The sequence below is a fragment of the Ciceribacter ferrooxidans genome (genome assembly GCF_004137355.1).
In the GTDB taxonomy this organism is placed as follows: Bacteria; Pseudomonadota; Alphaproteobacteria; order Rhizobiales; family Rhizobiaceae; genus Allorhizobium; species Allorhizobium ferrooxidans.
In genome coordinates, this window is the sequence record NZ_SDVB01000238.1 from 780,586 (window position 1) to 798,721 (window position 18,136).

Annotated in this window: 16 protein-coding genes; 9 read left to right on the forward strand and 7 right to left on the reverse strand. The window is 64.9% G+C overall.

Annotation, left to right across the window (positions count from 1 at the left end):
- The first annotated feature begins 22 nt into the window (after positions 1-22).
- Genes EUU22_RS14710 through EUU22_RS14735 form a run of 6 tightly spaced genes read left to right on the forward strand, consistent with a single transcriptional unit; the run spans position 23 to position 5,216 of the window.
- Positions 23-952, forward strand: coding sequence for an AAA family ATPase (locus EUU22_RS14710; protein ID WP_129332710.1), 930 nt, complete (start codon positions 23-25; stop codon positions 950-952).
- 1 nt (position 953) lies between these two features.
- Positions 954-2,225, forward strand: a complete 1,272-nt coding sequence (locus EUU22_RS14715) for a vWA domain-containing protein (RefSeq protein WP_129332711.1) — start codon at positions 954-956, stop codon at positions 2,223-2,225.
- Positions 2,209-2,538 (forward strand): XdhC family protein, encoded by a 330-nt coding sequence (locus tag EUU22_RS14720; protein WP_114361626.1) that lies wholly within the window; start codon positions 2,209-2,211, stop codon positions 2,536-2,538. The genes EUU22_RS14715 and EUU22_RS14720 overlap by 17 nt, the downstream gene beginning before the upstream one ends.
- A complete protein-coding gene (locus EUU22_RS14725) occupies positions 2,538-3,242 on the forward strand; it encodes an XdhC family protein (RefSeq protein WP_129332712.1) in 705 nt (234 codons plus the stop codon). The genes EUU22_RS14720 and EUU22_RS14725 overlap by 1 nt, the downstream gene beginning before the upstream one ends.
- Entirely contained in the window at positions 3,239-4,870 is a 1,632-nt protein-coding gene (locus EUU22_RS14730) for an NTP transferase domain-containing protein (RefSeq protein ID WP_129332713.1), read from the forward strand. The genes EUU22_RS14725 and EUU22_RS14730 overlap by 4 nt, the downstream gene beginning before the upstream one ends.
- 4 nt (positions 4,871-4,874) lie before the next feature.
- Complete coding sequence (locus tag EUU22_RS14735; RefSeq protein WP_129332714.1) at positions 4,875-5,216, forward strand: TfoX/Sxy family protein; 342 nt, start codon at positions 4,875-4,877, stop codon at positions 5,214-5,216.
- Here the strand turns inward: EUU22_RS14735 and EUU22_RS14740 are convergent.
- The 6 genes from EUU22_RS14740 to EUU22_RS14765 form a co-directional block, all read right to left on the reverse strand.
- Entirely contained in the window at positions 5,204-5,611 is a 408-nt protein-coding gene (locus EUU22_RS14740; RefSeq protein ID WP_112684983.1) for an NUDIX domain-containing protein, read from the reverse strand. The genes EUU22_RS14735 and EUU22_RS14740 overlap by 13 nt on opposite strands.
- Positions 5,611-7,095 carry a DEAD/DEAH box helicase gene (locus EUU22_RS14745; RefSeq protein WP_129332715.1) on the reverse strand — a complete coding sequence of 495 codons (1,485 nt, stop codon included), beginning with the start codon at positions 7,093-7,095 and terminating at the stop codon, positions 5,611-5,613. The genes EUU22_RS14740 and EUU22_RS14745 overlap by 1 nt, the downstream gene beginning before the upstream one ends.
- A 148-nt stretch (positions 7,096-7,243) precedes the next feature.
- Positions 7,244-7,867, reverse strand: coding sequence for a LysE family translocator (locus EUU22_RS14750; protein WP_129332716.1), 624 nt, complete (start codon positions 7,865-7,867; stop codon positions 7,244-7,246).
- A 58-nt stretch (positions 7,868-7,925) separates the two neighbouring features.
- The gene (locus tag EUU22_RS14755; RefSeq protein ID WP_245485049.1) at positions 7,926-9,215 is read right to left on the reverse strand and encodes a M23 family metallopeptidase; all 1,290 of its coding nucleotides are present in this window, start codon (positions 9,213-9,215) and stop codon (positions 7,926-7,928) included.
- A gap of 160 nt (positions 9,216-9,375) precedes the next feature.
- Complete coding sequence (locus tag EUU22_RS14760) at positions 9,376-10,203, reverse strand: ferritin-like domain-containing protein (protein WP_129332717.1); 828 nt, start codon at positions 10,201-10,203, stop codon at positions 9,376-9,378.
- 1 nt (position 10,204) lies between these two features.
- Complete coding sequence (locus EUU22_RS14765; protein WP_129332718.1) at positions 10,205-10,681, reverse strand: peroxiredoxin; 477 nt, start codon at positions 10,679-10,681, stop codon at positions 10,205-10,207.
- Positions 10,682-10,804: 123 nt separating this feature from the next.
- On the opposite strand from EUU22_RS14765, the gene EUU22_RS14770 reads away from it, so the two are divergent.
- A complete protein-coding gene (locus EUU22_RS14770) occupies positions 10,805-14,215 on the forward strand; it encodes a hypothetical protein (RefSeq protein WP_129332719.1) in 3,411 nt (1,136 codons plus the stop codon).
- A gap of 57 nt (positions 14,216-14,272) precedes the next feature.
- Here EUU22_RS14770 and tyrS read toward each other — a convergent pair whose 3' ends face one another.
- Entirely contained in the window at positions 14,273-15,526 is a 1,254-nt protein-coding gene (tyrS, locus tag EUU22_RS14775) for a tyrosine--tRNA ligase (protein ID WP_129332720.1), read from the reverse strand.
- 124 nt (positions 15,527-15,650) lie between these two features.
- On the opposite strand from tyrS, the gene EUU22_RS14780 reads away from it, so the two are divergent.
- The gene (locus tag EUU22_RS14780) at positions 15,651-16,796 is read left to right on the forward strand and encodes an anhydro-N-acetylmuramic acid kinase (protein WP_129332721.1); all 1,146 of its coding nucleotides are present in this window, start codon (positions 15,651-15,653) and stop codon (positions 16,794-16,796) included.
- 112 nt (positions 16,797-16,908) lie between these two features.
- Entirely contained in the window at positions 16,909-18,078 is a 1,170-nt protein-coding gene (locus tag EUU22_RS14785) for a GGDEF domain-containing protein (protein WP_129332722.1), read from the forward strand.
- The last annotated feature ends 58 nt before the right edge of the window (positions 18,079-18,136 follow it).

The window sequence follows — 18,136 nt, forward strand, 5'->3', positions numbered from 1 at the left end:
TCCTCCTGAAAAGGGAGGAACAATGGCCAACTTACCGGTAGAGGGCATCCCGACGACGATCGACGAGATGCTCGCCCTCTTGTCGTCGCACGACTATCTCGCAAGCCGATCCCTCGCCACCGTTCTCTTCCTCGCGCTGAAGATGGAACGTCCGCTCTTTCTCGAAGGCGAGGCTGGCGTCGGCAAGACCGAGATCGCCAAGGTGCTGTCCGCGGCGCTCGACAGGCCGCTGATCCGGCTCCAGTGCTACGAGGGGCTGGACGTCGCCTCGGCCGTCTACGAGTGGAACTATCCGGCCCAGATGCTGGAAATCCGGCTCTCCGAGGCGGCGGGGATATCTGATCGTGACCGGCTGGAGCACGACATCTTTTCGGAACGCTATCTTATCCGCCGGCCGGTGCTGCAGGCGCTGACCAGTGAAGGCGGTCGCGCGCCGGTCTTTCTGATCGATGAACTCGACCGCACCGACGAGGCTTTCGAAGCCTTCCTGCTCGAAGTGCTTTCCGACTTCCAGGTGACGATCCCGGAATTCGGCACGGTCAAGGCAGCGCACCCGCCGATCGTGATCGTCACCAGCAACCGGACGCGCGAAGTCCACGATGCGCTGAAGCGTCGCTGCCTCTATCACTGGGTCGATTATCCCGATGCCCGGCAGGAGCTGGAGATCATTCGTCGCAAGGTGCCTGGCTGTAACGAAGCCCTGTCGCGGCAGGTCGTCGCCTATGTGCAAAAGCTCCGGACCGTCGATCTCTTCAAGAATCCCGGGGTCGCCGAGACGATCGACTGGGCGACGGCGCTGACCGAGCTCGACCGCGTGGCGCTGGACCCGGAGACCATTTCCGACACGTTGGGCACGCTCTTGAAATATCAGGACGACATCGCCCGCATCCAGGGCGGTGAAGGCCGGAAGATCCTTTCCGAGATCGAGGCCGAACTACGAGCGGTGGGCTGAGATGGAGAGGGAGGCCGGCAAGAGGGATGGGCTCGTCGTTCCGCCGGTTCCGGTCGGCGACGGCCGGCTTGCCGACAACATCGTCTTTTTCGCGCGGGTACTGCGCAAGGCCGGCCTGAAACCCGGCCCCGGCTCCGTCGCCGATGCGATTGCCGCGGTCGATGCGATCGGGATCGGCTCGCGGGAGGAATTCCACGCCGCGCTTTCCGCCGTCTTCGTCAAGCGGCACGAGGACCAGACGGTGTTCGACGAGGCCTTTCGGCTCTTCTGGCGCTCGCGCGACCTCGTCGGCAAGATGATCGCGATGATGTCGCCGGTGGCGCCCGACCGCAGCGAGAAAGACAAGGCGAGGGCCGGAGCGGCGAGGGTGAACGACGCGCTCTTCGCCGAACGGCAGCGCGAAGGCCGCGAACAAGAGGAGCCGGAACTCGAAATCGATGCGCGCTTCACCGTCTCCGGAAGCGAAGTGCTGCGGGGCATGGACTTCGCGCAGATGTCGGCCGAGGAACTGGCGCTGGCACGCAAGGAGATCGGCAGGCTTGTGCTGCCGTTCGACGAGGTGCCGGTGCGCCGCTACCGCGCATCCCATCGGCCGCAATCGGTCGACCCGCGGGCGACGATGCGGGCCTCGATGCGGACCGGCGGCGCGCTCATCCTTCCGCGCTTTCGCGAGCGTCGCACGATGCACCCACCGCTGGTGATCCTCGCCGACATTTCCGGCTCGATGAGCCAGTACACCCGCGTCTTCCTGCAATTCCTGCACGCGATGACGGAGCGGCGCCGGCGCGTGCACACCTTTCTCTTCGGTACCCGGCTCACCAATGTGACGCGGCAGATGCGCAATCGCGATCCCGACGAGGCGCTCGAACAGTGCGCGGGCGCGGTCAAGGACTGGTCGGGCGGTACACGCATCGGCGAGACGCTCCGCGAGTTCAATCGCAAATGGTCGCGCCGCGTGCTCGGCCAGGGTGCGGTGGTTCTTCTGATCACCGACGGGTTGGAGCGGGAGGACGTCGATCTCCTCGTTCACGAGATCGACCGGTTGCACCGGTCCTGCCGTCGCCTGATCTGGCTCAACCCGCTTTTGCGTTTCGACGGGTTCGAGGCGCGGGCGCGCGGCGTCAGGGCGATGCTGCCGCATGTCGACGAGTTGAGGCCGGTGCACAATCTCAACGCGCTCGGCGACCTCATCGCCGCACTCGGCGATGGCCGCAGCGGCGGCGGCGATCCGCGGCGTTTTCTGCCGGAGGGGCATCATGGCACACGACATTGACGAGATCGATCCGCTGACGATCGCCGAGACATGGCTCGATGAGGGCCGCAAGGTCGCGGTTGCGACGGTCGTGGAAACCTGGGGCTCGGCGCCGCGACCCGTCGGCAGCCATCTGGTGATCGACGGTGAGGGTAATTTCCACGGTTCCGTCTCCGGCGGCTGCGTGGAGGGTGCGGTCATCACCGAGGCGCTCGACGTGCTGGAGAAGGGCGAGCCGAGAATGCTCGAATTCGGCGTCGCCGACGAGACGGCCTGGCGGGTCGGTCTTTCGTGCGGCGGCCGCATCCGCGTCTATGTCGAAAGGCTCGGCTGATGGATCCTCGGCTTCTGAAAGAGCTCAATGCGGCGCGGCAGGCGCGCAAGGCTGCCGTACTGGTGACCAGCCTTGAGGATGGCCGCAGCCGTCTGGTTGTCGAGGGGGAGGCGATCGGGGGCGATCTCGGCGAGGAGGTCACCGCACGCCTGCGCTCCGGCAAGTCCGGCTCAGTCGAGATCGATGGACGTCCGCACTTCCTCAACGTCTACCTGCCGCCGCCGCGCATCGTGGTGATCGGCGCCGTCCACATCAGCCAGGCCCTCTATCCGATGGCGCGCATCGCCGGCTTCGACCTGACGATCATCGATCCGCGAACGGCCTTTGCCACCCCGGAACGCTTCGCCGGCGGCGATCTCGTCGCCGAGTGGCCGGAGGACGCGCTGAAGGCCCGCCCGCTCGACGGCTATACCGCGCTCGCGGCGCTCACCCATGATCCGAAGATCGACGACTATCCCATTGCGATGGCATTGAAATCTGGATGCTTCTACGTGGGCGCGCTCGGTAGCCGGAAGACCCACGGCAAGCGCGTGGAACGATTGAAGGCCGAAGGTTTCGGCGATGGCGAGATCGCCCGAATTTCCGCACCGATCGGCCTCGACATCGGGGCCGCGACCCCCGGAGAGATCGCGGTCGCAATCCTTGCCGACATCATTCAGGCGTTCCGCCGCCGCGAACTCGCACGGGAGGGAGCTGGCGGATGATTTTCGGCGAATTTCCGGTCGAGGACTCCGAAGGGCTGATCCTCGCCCATTCGGTCCGGCTGCCGGAGGGACGACTCGGCAAGGGACACAGGATCACCGATGCGGATGTGGCGCGGCTCCAGGCGGCCGGCGTGGTGTCGGTCATCGCCTGCCGCATTGAAGCGGATGACCTCGGCGAAGATGCCGCGGCGGCGATGCTGGCGGAGGCGATCGACCCCGCGCATCTGCGTTTCTCGCCGGCCGCGACGGGCCGGGTGAACATCTACGCCACCTGCAACGGCCTCTTCACCGCCGATCGCGCGGTGGTCGACCGTTTCAACCGCATCGACCCGGCGATCACCTTTGCCTGTCTTGCCGATCACAGCGACGTCCGGGACGGCGACATGCTCGCGACCGTCAAGGTCATCCCGCTCGCCGCGCCGCGTGCGAGCGTCGAGGCTGCGGCTGCCGTCTTCAGCGAGGCGTCGCCGATCCGCCTCAAACCCTATCGGGCGCATGCCGTCTCGCTTGTTGCGACCGAACTGCCGTCCTTGAAGCCGTCAGTGATGGACAAGACTGCCCGGGTCCTCGAGCAGCGTCTCGCCGCGTCTGGCAGCCGGCTCGTCGGCGAGCGGCGCGTGGCGCACCGGGCGGACGCCGTGGCCGCCGCGATCGAACAGGCGCTGGCAGAACCGCAGAACGCGCCGCAGATAGTGGTGCTGTTCGGCGCATCCGCCGTCGCCGATCCCGCCGACGTGCTGCCGGAGGCGATCCGGATGGCGGGCGGAACCGTCGAGCAGGTGGGGCTGCCGGTCGATCCAGGCAATCTTCTCGTCCTCGGCCACGTCGGTGATATGCCCATCATCGGTGCGCCGGGCTGCGCACGCTCGCCGAAGGAGAATGGCTTCGACTGGGTCCTGAACCGGCTCCTCGCCGGCGAGAAGCCGACGGTGCACGACCTGACCGGCATGGGAGTGGGAGGCCTCCTGATGGAAATCCCGAGCCGGCCGATGCCGCGCGAGATCGCCGACGAGCCGGCACGGCCGCGCGTCGTCGCCGTCGTCCTTGCCGCGGGCAGGGCGAGCCGGATGGGCGAGGGTGGGCGCCATAAGCTGCTCGCGGAGTTTTTCGGAGAACCGCTCGTGCGGCGCTCGGCGCGGATATCACTCGAGAGCGGCGCGGACGGCGTCGTGATCGTGACCGGCTATCGGGCGGCCGATATCCGCAACGCCCTCGAAGGGCTCGCCGTCGACATCGTCGATAACCCGGAGTACGCGAGCGGCATGGCGAGCTCGTTGAAGGCCGGGTTCGCGAGCCCGGCAGCGCGGCGCTCCGACGGCATTCTGGTGATGCTCGCCGACATGCCCGGTCTCGACACACAGGACCTGCGGCGCCTGATCGAGGTATTTGGCAAGGCCGGCGGCCGGGCGATCGTCCGGGCGGTCGCGGGCGGGAAGCGCGGCAATCCGGTGATCCTGCCGCGCTCCACCTTCGAGGCGGTCCAGGCCCTCGAAGGCGATGTCGGCGCTCGTTCGATCGTCGAAGGCTCGGGGCTCGCCGTCATCGACGTCGAACTCGGCGAAGCGGCCCATCTCGATGTCGATACGCCCGAGGCGGTGCTGTCCGCCGGCGGTTTGCTCAAAGGGTGAGAGAATGGAGAACGACGCGCTCGAAGAGATCTTCCAGTCGCTCGGTCGTGTGACGATCCGGCGGATGTTCAGCGGCAAGGGTATCTATCACGACGGACTGATCCTGGCGCTCGTCGTCGACGGGGAGCTTCTCCTCAAGGCCGACGAGGTGAGCGCACCGGCCTTCGAGGAGGCGGGTGCGCGGCGCTGGGTCTACAGTGGCAAGGCGCGGAAATCGCCTGTCCGTATGCCCTACTGGTCGGTGCCGGACGCGGCCTACGACGATCCGGAGGAAATGGCGAAGTGGGTGCGGCTTGCCTATGAGGCGGCGCTCAGGGCACCGCCGGCGCGTGGTCAGCGCAAGTAGGGAAGAAGGGCCGCGGTGAACGCCGAAAGCGGTTGCGGCAGGTCGTCGAGGGAGAACCAGCCGATTTCGGCGATCTTGTCCGGCTCGGTCAGTTGCGCCTCTCCCTGCACATCGCTCGTCCGGTAGAGGAGCGAAATCCAGTGCTGGCGGTCGGCGTCGATGATCTGCTCCGTCGCACAGACGAATTCGATCGCGCCGACCGAGAGACCGGTTTCCTCTTCGGCCTCGCGCTTTGCTGCCTGTTCGGCGGGCTCGAGGTGGTCGACCTTGCCGCCGACGATGTTCCAGAAACCGGCTTCCGGCGCCTTCAGACGGCGGGCGAGCAGGAGTTTGCCGTCGCGCAGGATTGCGAGCCCGACGCCGACGCCCGGGAAATTGACGCCGGGAAGACCCATCAGGCCTTGGCCTGGATCAGCATGAAGGCCGGGATGTCGTCGCCGAAGCCGACCGGGGTCGGGCCGTCGTCGCGGTCGCGGTAATGGCTGCGGCGTTCACGGCGATCGTCGTTGGCCGGGTTCGGCGTCCTGCCTCCGCGGGCCGGACGCTCTGCGTGGCTCGGCCGCTGATCCTTCTTCCGCTCTGCCTTCACGCTTTCCGTCCTTGCTGGCGTCTCTTCGATCTCGACGGCCACAGTCTGCTCGATCTTCTTTTCAGATTTGTGACCTGCAGCGTCGCGGCGTCCGCGACCCTTGTCCTTCGCTCCGCGGCGAGCGCGCGATTCGTCGTGCTCTGCGGGCGGCGGCAATGCGGTAAGATCGCCGTTCTGCCATTCGATCTTGGCGCCGATCAGCTTCTCGATGGCATCCAGGTGCTTGGTGTCGGACCTGGTGACGATCGTGAACGCTTTGCCCGAACGCCCGGCGCGGCCGGTACGACCGATGCGGTGGACATAGTCCTCGGCATGGATCGGAACGTCGAAGTTGAAGACGTGGCTCACGTCCGGGATGTCGAGACCGCGGGCGGCGACGTCCGAGGCGACGAGCAGGGTGATCTGGTTGTCCTTGAAGCCTGCGAGCATGTTGGTGCGCGAACGCTGGTCCATGTCGCCGTGCAGGGCTCCGACGGAGAAGCCGTGGCGTTCCAGCGAACGGAACAGGTCGGCGACATCCTTCTTGCGATTGCAGAAGATGATCGCGTTCTTGAGGTCATCCTGCTCGCGGATGAGGTTGCGCAACACCTCCCGCTTCTCGTAGTCCTTGTTGTTGGAGGCGACGAGCCGCTGGGTGACCGTCTTCGCCGTCGACGACGGCGGGGCGACCTCGATCCGCTCCGGATTCTGCAGGAAGCGGTCGGCCAGCTTCTGGATTTCCGGCGGCATGGTCGCCGAGAAGAACAGCGTCTGGCGGGTGAACGGGATCATCTTGGCGATGCGCTCGATGTCGGGGATGAAGCCCATGTCGAGCATGCGGTCGGCCTCGTCGATCACCAGGATCTCGACGCCGGTCATCAGGAGCTTGCCGCGCTCGCAATGGTCGAGCAGGCGGCCGGGGGTGCAGATCAGCACGTCGGCGCCGCGTTCGAGCTTGCGGTCCTGTTCGTCGAAGGAGACGCCGCCGATCAGCAGGGCGACGTTGAGCTTGTGATTCTTGCCGTACTTCTCGAAGTTCTCGGCGACCTGCGCGGCGAGTTCGCGCGTCGGCTCGAGGATCAGCGTGCGCGGCATGCGTGCGCGGGCGCGGCCCTTTTCAAGCAGCGTCAGCATCGGCAGCACGAAGGAGGCGGTCTTGCCCGTTCCCGTCTGTGCGATACCGCAGATGTCGCGGCGCTGCAGCGCGAAGGGAATGGCACCGGCCTGGATCGGGGTCGGGGTCGTGTAGCCGGCATCGGTGACGGCTGAAAGTACTTTTTGGCTCAGGCCAAGGTCAGAAAACGTGGTCAATGGGGGATCTGTTTCTGTTCCGGTTCTTGCGAACACAATTCGAACGCCTGCGAAGCGCCGGCGTCAACGTAAGCGCGGGATAGTGCCAAAATCCCCGAAAGTCAAGAAAACTGGACGATCTGTCGTAATAAAGGGTGAATGTAATCGCTCAACTGCCGCGATGCGTCATCATTACTGCCGCACCGGCCATGGCAAGCACACCGCCGGCCCCGCGATTGACCGCCTTTACTATGCGTGGCGTCGTCAGCAAGCGGCGCGCCCGGTGCGCGAGCCAGACGTGCCCGCCGATCACCACAACCTCGATGACGACGATTGCTGCGGCCAGTGAAAGATAGTCGGCCACACGGAAGTCTGCACCGACGAAGTTCGGTAGCAGTGCCAGGTAGAAGAGCGGCATTTTCGGATTGCCGAGGTTGAGCGCGACTGCCGTCAGACAGACGGCGACGAGGTCGCGCCGATGTTCGAGCGGTCGCGCCTCCGGGAGAGTAGGCTCGGCGGTCCACAGACGGATGCCCATGTAGACGAGATAGGCGGCGCCTGCATAGCGGACGACCGTCATCAGCAGGCCCATCTCGCCGGCGATCATCGAAAGACCGAAGGCGGCGAGCGCAAGATAGATCAGGATGCCGATCACGGTGCCGATCCCGTAGGCGATCCCCGAGGCGGGACCGGCGGAGACGGTACGCGCCATGATCGTCATGTTGTCGGGACCGGGGCTCGCGGCGAAGACGAAGAAGGCGGCAGCAAAGGCCAGGAGGGGGGTCGTGTCCACGCGCGTATTCCTCTCGTCTCGGTAGTCGAGCTATACTCTAGCGTGTAACGATCTCGCGTCAATCGATCAGCGCGGAGAGCTTCAGTCCGGCATTGACGAAATGCATCGGATCGATCGGCGCGCCGTTGCGGCGGACTTCGTAGTGAAGGTGGGGACCGGTGGAGCGGCCGGTGCTGCCGGATTGGCCGATGACGTCTCCGGGCGCGATCTCGTCGCCGACCTTGACGAGAATGCGCGACATGTGTCCGTAACGGGTGGTGAAGCCCATGCCGTGGTCGATCTCGACCATGTTGCCGTAACCGCCGACGGCGCCGGCCGTGATCACCTTGCCGCGTCCGGAGGCGCGGATCTCGCCGCCTACCGGGGAACGGAAGTCGATTCCCGCGTGGAGTGCCAGCCGGCCGAGGAACGGATCGCGGCGATTGCCGAACCCGCTCGTGATGTCGCGGCCGGGCGCCGGATTGCCGAAGGGCAGGTCTGTCGCCGTTTCGCGTGCCGTCTCGAGTCGGGCGAGCGCATTGTCGAGGCCGTCCAGCGAAGACTCGAAGGAAGTGGCGGGCTGCGGTGCGAGGTAAGGACCGCCGATCGCGTCGGCACCGGCAGCGGGCGTTTCCTGATGCACGTTCACACCGCTGCGGGCGAGGATAGTCTCGATCTGGTCGGCGGTCTCGACGGCACCGTCGGTGAGATCGCGGATGCGGTCGAACTGTTCCTGTTCGATATCCTTCAGGGAGATCGTCACCCGCGAAAAGATGCGATCGGTGCGGTCTGCGACCGATTCGCTGGCCGGCGCGTAGCCGAGCGCGGCGACGTCCGTTCCCTGTGGTTCTTTTGCAGGCGTGCCGAGCAGGCTTTCGATCGCCTTGACACCGCCCGAGAGGCTGGCCTGCTTTGCGCCGATCACGGGTCGGGCGGCGGGAACGGGAGCTTCCGTTTCGAGGCCGGATTGTTCCGCCCGGTCGAGCAGGGCGCCGAGCCGTCCGTCACGGGAAGACAGCGCCATCTGCTGTTCGAGCAGCTTTTCAACCTTCTCCTCGACGACCTGCTGGTCGAGGAGCTGCCGGGAGGTCACGCGGTCGACCTGCGCGCGCAGCGCTGCGATGCGATCCTCGTAGACATGCTGCATACGCGCCTGCCGCGCCATGGAGGCGCCGATCAGATTGTCGCGCATGACGAGATAGGTGGTGGCGCCGAGATAGCCGATCGCCATGACCCCGAAGAAGCAGAAGGCAAGCGCCGCCATCCACGGGCGGACTGTCATGTGGCGGATCCTGTCGCCGCTTGCGAGAATGATGACGTGCTGGGTCCGACGCTTTCCGAAGACGTGATGGCCTGCTCTTGCGGTCACGGGCTTTCCTCAACTGGGCCGGTCGGACACCGCGCGAGACATTCCTTCTCGCAACGGGAGAGCTGGAGCTTCTTCGGCTCCCGCTGGCTCGTCGCAATTAGACATTGTTAAGGTTAACAAAGACTTGAATTCAGTGGTCGCGGGAGGTGGCGGGCGGGCGTCAACCGTTGCTTGTCGAGGTGAGCGAGCGGTAGAAGGAAGGTGTCAGGCCGGCTTCCGCGCGGGCGAGATCGTTGAAGGGGGCCTTGAGTGCGCCGCGGAAGTTTGTGCGCACCAGGTCCTGGAAGGTCCGTGCGGGATCTTTCCTTTCTCGTGCGCAGAGGAAACGGAACCACTTGGCGCCGATCGCCACATGGCCCTTCTCGTCCTCGTAGATGACCTTGAGCACCTCGGCGCTCTCGACATCGCCGGTTTCGCGCATCTTCTCCTGCAGCGAGGGGGTCACATCCAGCCCGCGCGCTTCCAGGATCAGAGGGACCACGGCGAGCCGCGCCGTCAGGTCGTTGCGGGTCGAATGCGCCGCCTGCCAGAGGCCGTCATGAGCCGGCATGTCGCCATAGTCGGCGCCGAGGGCGCGAAGGCGTTCGCGCACCATGCCGAAATGCTTGGCCTCCTCGAACGCGACCTGCATCCAGCCGTCGAAGAAGGAGTGCGGGACCGGCTCGGTGGCAAAGCGCGCGACGATGTCGAGGGCGAGATCGACGGCGTTGAGTTCGATATGGGCGAGGGCGTGCAGGAGGGCTATGCGACCGGGGAGTGTGTGCAGCGAGCGCTTTTCGACGGCCTTCGGCGGCACGAGTTCCGGCCGTGCGGGACGACCGGGGCGCTCGGGCAGTTCGGGATCGAGCGGCGAGCGCAGTGAGAGCCTGCGGGCATGCCAGCGGCGGGCGGCCTCCTGCGCAAGTGCGGTCTTACGGTCGAGGTCGCTCGCGCTGATCGCCAGCGTTGCTCCGGCGCGCAGCGACCCGATGTCGTTCAACTCGGGCATTTCAGGTGTCCCCGAGCGTGGCGGCGGCGTCGAGCACCTCTTGGGCGTGGCCCTTGACCTTGACCTTGTCCCAGATTCTGACGATGCGGCCGTCGCGGCCGATCAGGAACGTCGTGCGGACCACCCCCATGAAGGCGCGGCCATACATGCTCTTTTCGCGCCAGACGCCGTAATCGGTCATCACTTTCGCGTCTTCGTCGGAGGCGAGGATGACCGTCAGCCCGTGCTTGGTGATGAACTTGTCATGACTCTTCACCGGGTCGGCGGACATGCCGATGACGACGGCGCCCTTCTTCCCGAACTCGGCGGCGAGCGCGGTGAAATCGATCGCCTCGGCGGTGCAGCCTGTCGTGTTGTCCTTCGGATAAAAGTAGAGGACGACCGGGCGCCCGGCGAAGTCCTTTAGCGACACCGTACCTCCACCGTCGCGGGGGAGCTCGAAATCCGGTGCCAAGTCTCCAGGTACCAATTCCGCCATGGGATAACCTTTCTTTTGCCCGTTTTATGGATGAAATACGCGGCCATCGATATATAGTCCGCACGGCTGCAGTCCAACATCGGATTGCGTCGGGAGCGGGCAAACGGAGACAGTCGCCAGCACATGGGAGAAATCCGCGGCGAAAAGGTAAGGTTCAGCAAGAAAGACATCGTTCCCTTGCACGACCTGCCGTCTGCGCGCGCCGAGGATCCGCTGATCGTGCATTGTCCGGCACGATCCACATGGTTTGGCAGGACCGCGCGCTTCACATTCGGTCTGTTCCTGCTCGCCGCTGTCCTGTGCGGCGGGTTTTTCGTCGTGATCGAAAGCGGAGCGCTCGACGCCACCTTCGCGGGCGGCGCGCAGCGCGTTCTGAACGGCGCGCTTGCCCCGCAATATCGTGCCGAAGTCTCCGGCACGGCCGTACGGTTCTCAAAGGAATGGAAGCTCGCCGTCGAGGCGCGTGATGTCTCCGTGTACCGCCAGAGCGACGGGCTCGTCGCGGCGGAGACGGAAGCGGTCCGTCTCGTCGTCGACCCGATGGCCCTGCTTTCCGGCCGGTTCTCGGTGAGCGAGATCGAGGCGGACGGCGTATCCGTCGACGAATCGCTGTTCTCGTCCGGGCCGCCGCCCGACTTCACCAAGTTCAGGGTCGATACAATCCCGACGCTGCTCGAGTCCGCCTTCGCGCAGCTCGATCTGGTGCAGGGTTTCATTTCGAAAGGCGGCCTCGATCGCATGCGCCTCGACGGCCTCGAGATCGCGATGGGCAAGGCGCGCGCGCGGCCAGTCCTGCTTTCAGTCCGCAATCTCGTGATGGAACGCGGCGTGGATGCATCGTTGACGATCGCAGGAACGCTGGCGATCAACGGCTACGAAAGCCCGATCTCGGCGAAAGCAGCGAATGTGGACGGGCTGACGCGCTCCTTCAGCGCGTGGATCGGCGACGTGCGCCTCACGCCTTTCCTGCTCCGGCGCGATTCGCACGGCGATCCCCGCCAGGGATATGACGGCTCCGCGGAGGTGACGATCTCCGCCCGGCGCGGAACCGCGGCGGAGAAGCCGGCCGTTTCGATGATCGCGCAGACCCATGACGGTACGCTCTATCAGGACGGAAATCCGCAGGACGTGACGCACGGCACGCTCAATTTCGCCTATGACTTCTCCAAGGACACGATCGAGGTCGCGTCTTCGCGCATCGATTTCGGGCCGATGGTCATGCCTATCTCCGGCGGATTGATCGACCTCGACCGCTTGCCGGGAAGCGAAGCGGCGGGCCCCGGAATCGGCATCGACCTGCTCGTCGACCAAGGGCTGGCCAGCGTGCCGTCCGCCGGTGAGCAGCCTTTCCCCTTCTCCTTCAAGATATTCGGGCGCTTCCTCTACGATACCGACGAACTGCAACTCGACACGTTGAGTGTCTCGACGCCGATGGGGCAGATGACCGGATCGCTCCGGGCACGCTTCTTCGAAGGCGAGGGGCCGGAGGTCAGCTTCGGCGCACGCTTTGCGAACATGCAGACGACCGTCATCAAGCAGCTGTGGCCGTACTGGATCGCGGACAAGCCGCGCCGATGGGTGCTCGCGAACATCTTCGGCGGCACGGTGACCGAAGGCTCGGTCCAGGTCTTCATTCCGAAGGGGCGCATGTCGGTCGAGCCGCGGCCGCTGCACCTCGACGAAAACGAGCTCAGGATCAGTTTCGACATCGTCAACGCCCGGATGAACGTCACGGGGGATATCCCGCCGTTGCGCGACACCGATGCGCATTTCGAGCTTTCCGGACCGAAGGTGACGACGATCATAAAATCGGCGACCTCCTACTTCCCCTCGGGCCGCAGCGTGAAGGTTGAGGGCGGCGAGCTGGTTCTCGGCGAGATCTACACCAAGCCGCTGATGGCGGATATCAAGATCGCCGTCGCCGGCAGCGCGGACTCCGTCGCCGAACTGGTCTCGTTCCGCCCGATCAACGCCCTCAAGCGCGTCGGTTTCGAGGCTGCCGACTTCAAGGGAACGGTCAAGGGAACGGCCGAGGTGCGTCTCGGCCTGATATCCGAGCAGAACCCGCCAGAACCGGCGTGGAAAGCCCACCTCGATCTTGCCGGCGTCGATCTCGCAAAGCCTTTCTCCGGGCGGAAGATCGACAACTTGAACGCGGCTCTCGACGTCGATCCGCTGGCTGCGCACCTCGAAGGCAAGGCCGACATCGATGGCGTGCCGATGGAGCTTGCGGTTACCGAACCCGTCGAGAACGATCCTGAGTTTCGCCGTGAGCGCCACGTCAAGGTGGTGCTCGACAAGGCAGGTGTCAGTCACTTTGCTCCGGGTCTGGACCAGATCATCGACGGACCGGTCACGGCCGAGCTCGATCGCATCGACGAGAAGCGACAGGCAGTCACAGCCGACCTTTCGCGAGCCGCAGTCACAGTCCCGTGGCTCGGCTGGACGAAAGGAGCCGGGATTTCAGCTAAGGCGAAGTTCGAAGTCGTCGAGGGCGAGAAGCAGTCCGTCATCGACAAGTTCGTCCTCGATGGCGATGGTTTCGGCGTCAGCGGTGCGATGACGGTCGACAAGAACGGCCTCGTTTCTGCCGATCTCTCGCGCGTCAGGCTGTCGCCGAGCGACGATTATTCGGTCGTGGTGCGCCAGGCCAAGGGCGGCTATCAGGTCGCGGTCAACGGCAAGTCGGCGGACGTCCGCTCGCTGATAGACCGGATGAAATCGCCGGCGAAAGGCGCGGACGGCGAGGCCGGGGCCGATCCGAGCGTCCGCATCGACGGCAAGCTCGACCGCATGATCGGTTTCGGCGACGAGGTGCTTTCGAACGTGACGCTCGAATACGCGACGCGTAGCGGCAAGCTCTCCGCGCTCGACTTTTCGGCCATCACCACGAAGGGCCAGGCCATTGTCGGGCAGATGCGCCGGCCGTCCGGCCTCGGCGAAATGTCGGTGACGAGTGGCGATGCGGGCGCCGTTGCGCGCTTTGCCAACCTCTACAGCCGGATGAACGGCGGGTTGCTGAACCTGAAGATGAAGGAGAACGCCAACGGCATCTGGAACGGTTCCGTCGACCTGCGCAATTTCAGCCTCGACAACGAGCAGCGCCTGCAGTCGATCGTCTCGACGCCCGCCGGGGCCGACGGGCGGAGCCTCAACAAGGCCGTCAAACGGGACATAGACGTCAGTTCCGCACGCTTCCAGCGTGGCTTCGCCCGGCTGATCTACAGCGACGAGACACTGCGGATCGAAAACGGCGTCGTGCGCGGCGAACAAGTCGGCGCGACCTTCCAGGGGCTCGTTCGCGACAGCCAGGGGCGGATGGACCTCACAGGCACTTTCATGCCGGCCTACGGGCTGAACCGCCTCTTTGCCGAGTTGCCTGTGATCGGCATCCTGCTTGGCAACGGCCGCGACCGCGGCCTTCTCGGCATCACCTTCAAGCTCACGGGCGCGACCGAGCAGCCGAAACTCGTCGTCAATCCGCTGTCGATCATCGCGCCCGGCGTCTTCCGGCAGATCTTCGAATTCCGGTAAGAAAAAGCCGGCGCGTCGGGCGCCGGCTTGTGTGTGTGCGATCGGGATGCGGCCGGATCAGGCCGGGCGCACCAGAATATGCTTCTTCTTGCCGAGCGAGAGCTTGATCACGCCGTCCGTCGTGACCTCGCCGGCGCCGACAGCCATGCGTTCGTCGGCGACCTGCTTGTCGTTGATGCGGACCGCGCCGCCTTGGATGTGACGGCGGGCTTCGCCGTTCGAGGCGGCGAGACCCGCCCGGACGATCAGGCTGAGCAGGCCGACGCCGGCTTCGAGTTCGCCGGTCGGCACTTCGATCGACGGCAGGTTGTCGGCGATCGCGCCTTCCTCGAAGGTCTTGCGGGCGGTTTCGGCGGCTTCCTCGGCCGCGGCGCGGCCGTGCAGGATCGCGGTGATCTCGGTCGCGAGGATCTTCTTCACCTCGTTGATTTCCGAGCCGGCAAGGGTCGACAGGCGTCCGACCTCGCTCATCGGCAAGGTGGTGTAGAGCTTCAGGAAGCGCGGCACGTCCGCATCCTCGGTGTTGCGCCAGTACTGCCAGAAGTCATAGGCCGACAGCATGTCCGCGTTGAGCCAGACGGCGCCGGTGGCCGACTTGCCCATCTTCGCGCCGGAAGAGGTGGTCAGCAGCGGCGATGTCAGGGCGTAGAGCTGCGGCGTGCCCATGCGGTGGCCGAGGTCGATGCCGTTGACGATGTTGCCCCACTGGTCGGAGCCGCCCATCTGCAGCCGGCAGCCGTAGCGCTTGGCAAGTTCGACGAAGTCGTAGGCCTGCAGGATCATGTAGTTGAATTCGAGGAACGACAGCGAGTGTTCGCGCTCGAGCCGCGTCTTGACGCTGTCGAAGGACAGCATGCGGTTGACCGAGAAGTAGCGGCCGACGTCGCGGAGGAATTCGAGGTAGTTGATCGAACGCAGCCAGTCGGCATTGTTGATCATCAGCGCGTCCTTCGCACCTTCGCCGTATCGGAGGTAGTTCGAGAAGACCTTCTTGATCGAGGCGATGTTGTTCTCGATGGTCTCGATGGTCATGAGCTGCCGTGCCTCGTCCTTGAACGAGGGGTCGCCGACCATGCCGGTGCCGCCGCCCATCAGCGAGATCGCGCGGTGGCCGGTCGCCTGGAACCAGTGCAGCATCATGATCTGGATGAGCGAGCCGGCATGCAGGGAGGGTGCCGTCGGGTCGAAGCCGATATAGGCGGTCACGGTTTCCTTCGTCAGCAGATCGTCGAGGCCGGATTCATCGGAAATCTGATGAATGAAGCCGCGCTCTTGCATCGTGTGGAGGAAATCGGACTTGAACTTCTTCATGACGACAGGGCTTTCTGGAAAACGGAATGCGGGAGTGGCGGCGCTTTAGCATTGTTTTTTGAAATGTGCACCTGTTTCGGTCATGAATGTTGGCGTGCGAGCAGGCGAATCGGCAGGGCAGGCCATGGCAGAAATCTTCACCGCGATCGGACTGATGAGCGGCACGTCGATGGACGGCATCGACGTGGCGATGCTGGAAACCGACGGCGAGGGCATGGTCGTGCGGCGGCAGAACCTCTCCGTCTCCTACGATCCGGCCTTTCGCGATCGTCTAAAGCAGGGTCTCGAAGACGCCAAGGCCATTACGAAACGAGACGAACGGCCAGGAAGCCTTGCCGGTCTCGAACGTGATCTGACGCAACGTCATGCCGAGGCTGTCCGATTCTTCCTTCGTGAAAACAATATTTTGCCTGGCGATGTTGATGTCGTCGGCTTCCACGGTCAGACGGTTCTGCATCGCCCTGATGAGGCACTGACGGTGCAGATCGGCGACGGTGCACTGCTGGCGCGGGAGATCGGCATTCCTGTCGTCTACGACATGCGGGCGAACGACATGGCGCATGGCGGGCAGGGCGCGCCGCTCGTTCCCGTCTATCACGCCGCGCTCGCCCGCAATCTCGACAATCCGCAGTGGCCGGTCTGCTTCGTCAACATCGGCGGCATTTCCAATCTCACCTGCGTCGGCTCCGACAGTGCGATCGTCGCTTTCGACAGCGGGCCTGGCAATACGCTGATCGATCAGTGGGTGGAGACTCATGCCGGCATTCCTTTCGACCAGGGTGGGCGGATCGCCAGCGAAGGCCGGGTGCTTCCGGCACTCGCCGAACGCTATCTCGCCAATCCGTTCTTCACCGACGAGAAGCGCCGGTCGCTCGACCGCAACGATTTCCGGCCGCCGGAGGGCGGCGATGCCGAGCTTTCCGATGGTGCCCGGACGCTCGCCTTTGTGACGGCGGCGGCGATCTTCAGGTCGGCCGAACATCTGGACGAGATGCCGAAGACGTTCGTGATCTGCGGCGGCGGGCGCCACAACGACACGGTGATGAAGGATTTGATGGCGCTGGCCGGGCGGACCGGCGCGACGCTGCTGACCGCCGAGCAGGCGGGTTTCGACGGCGATGCCATGGAGGCCGAGGCCTGGGCTTATCTGGCCGTGCGTTCACTGAAGGGCCTGCCCTTGACCTTTCCGGGGACAACCGGCGTGGAAAAGCCGGTCACGGGCGGTCTTGTCGCAGGGGCGGATGCGATCTTTTCTTGCGCGCGACATTAATTCTTTGTTTTATATGCTTCGCATATAGTATCGTAGATTGCGCGTTATTGCTTACTCGCGCATTGCGAGCGTTCTACGGCCATGAGTGGCCCGGGGGTGGGTGTTTAGCAGGATGGACGCGGCATTTTCGCTTCTGGTCGTGAACTTCGTCATCGCCCAGATCTTCGTGCTCGTGTTTTGCGTCGCTGCGTTCAAGGGACCGTCACGTCGTTCCGGTCTCGGCTTTGCCGTCGCCTTTTCCGTCGCTTCGCTGTCGGCGATCTGCGAAGCGCTGATTCCGGTTACGGGCTATGTCCGCTTCTTCGCGATCGGCGCGTTCGTGACCATGTTCGGCGGCTTCTGCCTGCTCGCGCGCAGCATCACGCGACACTATGGGCTCTGCATTGCGGATGGCGTCTTCGTGCTGCTGTTCGCGTCGGGCGTGTTTGCCGACTTCGTGATCTACGACCTGCCGCGCGGAACGGTCGTCCATTCGCTTGCCTACCAGACTCCCTTCTTCCTGACGATGGCGCTTTCGGCCGTCGCCGTCTACCGCTCCGGCCGCCGTTCGGGAGCGGACTTGGTGCTGCTTTCCATGCTTGCCCTGAGTGCCGCCTTCTTCCCGCTCAAGGCCTATGTCGCCGTCGCCGTGGGAGCGGGCGGTACAGCCGGCGGCTACTTGTTCAGCAAGTTCGCGCTGGTGTCGCAGGGGCTCGGCGCGGTGCTGATCGTGGCGACGGGGCTCGCAATGGTGGGTGTCTTCGTCAAGGAGGCGATCGAGGACGCGGTGGCGAAGTCCGACATCGATCCCCTTTCCGGCATCTTCAATCGACGCGGATTCGCAAGGCGCGTGGCGCCACATCTGGAGCGGGCGAATGCTTCCGCGGCCGGCGCGCTGATCCTGGCCGACATCGATCATTTCAAGCGGATCAACGACAATTTCGGTCACCATGTCGGTGACATCGTCATCCAGACCTTCGCCCGCGTGCTGCGCGAGGCTGCGCCAACCGACGCCGAGGTGGCGCGCATCGGTGGCGAGGAATTCGCGATCTACATTCCGGCGGTCGACAGCGAGCTTGCGCGCGAATGCGCCTACAACATCCGTGGCGCCATGTCTGCGGTCGGTCTCGGGCAGTTCTGCGACAACGAGACGATCACCGCGAGCTTCGGCGTCGCTTCGATCTTCGGCGGTGACACGCTCGAACGGGCCATGCAGCGGGCGGATACCGCCCTCTATGCCGCCAAGGCGGCCGGCCGCGACCAGGTGCGACTGGCCGGCGCCTCCCAGGCGCTCGCCTCCTGAAGCAGAAAAAGAAGAGGCGCGGCTCTTGCGGGCCGCGCCTCCTGTCTATCGGTGTCGA

Coding starts and splice junctions, on each gene's coding strand:
- EUU22_RS14710 (WP_129332710.1), top strand. CDS start 23: ATGGCCAACTTACCGGTAGAGGGCATCCCGACGACGATCGACGAGATG.
- EUU22_RS14715 (WP_129332711.1), top strand. CDS start 954: ATGGAGAGGGAGGCCGGCAAGAGGGATGGGCTCGTCGTTCCGCCGGTT.
- EUU22_RS14720 (WP_114361626.1), top strand. CDS start 2,209: ATGGCACACGACATTGACGAGATCGATCCGCTGACGATCGCCGAGACA.
- EUU22_RS14725 (WP_129332712.1), top strand. CDS start 2,538: ATGGATCCTCGGCTTCTGAAAGAGCTCAATGCGGCGCGGCAGGCGCGC.
- EUU22_RS14730 (WP_129332713.1), top strand. CDS start 3,239: ATGATTTTCGGCGAATTTCCGGTCGAGGACTCCGAAGGGCTGATCCTC.
- EUU22_RS14735 (WP_129332714.1), top strand. CDS start 4,875: ATGGAGAACGACGCGCTCGAAGAGATCTTCCAGTCGCTCGGTCGTGTG.
- EUU22_RS14740 (WP_112684983.1), bottom strand. CDS start 5,611: ATGGGTCTTCCCGGCGTCAATTTCCCGGGCGTCGGCGTCGGGCTCGCA.
- EUU22_RS14760 (WP_129332717.1), bottom strand. CDS start 10,203: ATGCCCGAGTTGAACGACATCGGGTCGCTGCGCGCCGGAGCAACGCTG.
- EUU22_RS14765 (WP_129332718.1), bottom strand. CDS start 10,681: ATGGCGGAATTGGTACCTGGAGACTTGGCACCGGATTTCGAGCTCCCC.
- EUU22_RS14770 (WP_129332719.1), top strand. CDS start 10,805: ATGGGAGAAATCCGCGGCGAAAAGGTAAGGTTCAGCAAGAAAGACATC.
- tyrS (WP_129332720.1), bottom strand. CDS start 15,526: ATGAAGAAGTTCAAGTCCGATTTCCTCCACACGATGCAAGAGCGCGGC.
- EUU22_RS14780 (WP_129332721.1), top strand. CDS start 15,651: ATGGCAGAAATCTTCACCGCGATCGGACTGATGAGCGGCACGTCGATG.
- EUU22_RS14785 (WP_129332722.1), top strand. CDS start 16,909: ATGGACGCGGCATTTTCGCTTCTGGTCGTGAACTTCGTCATCGCCCAG.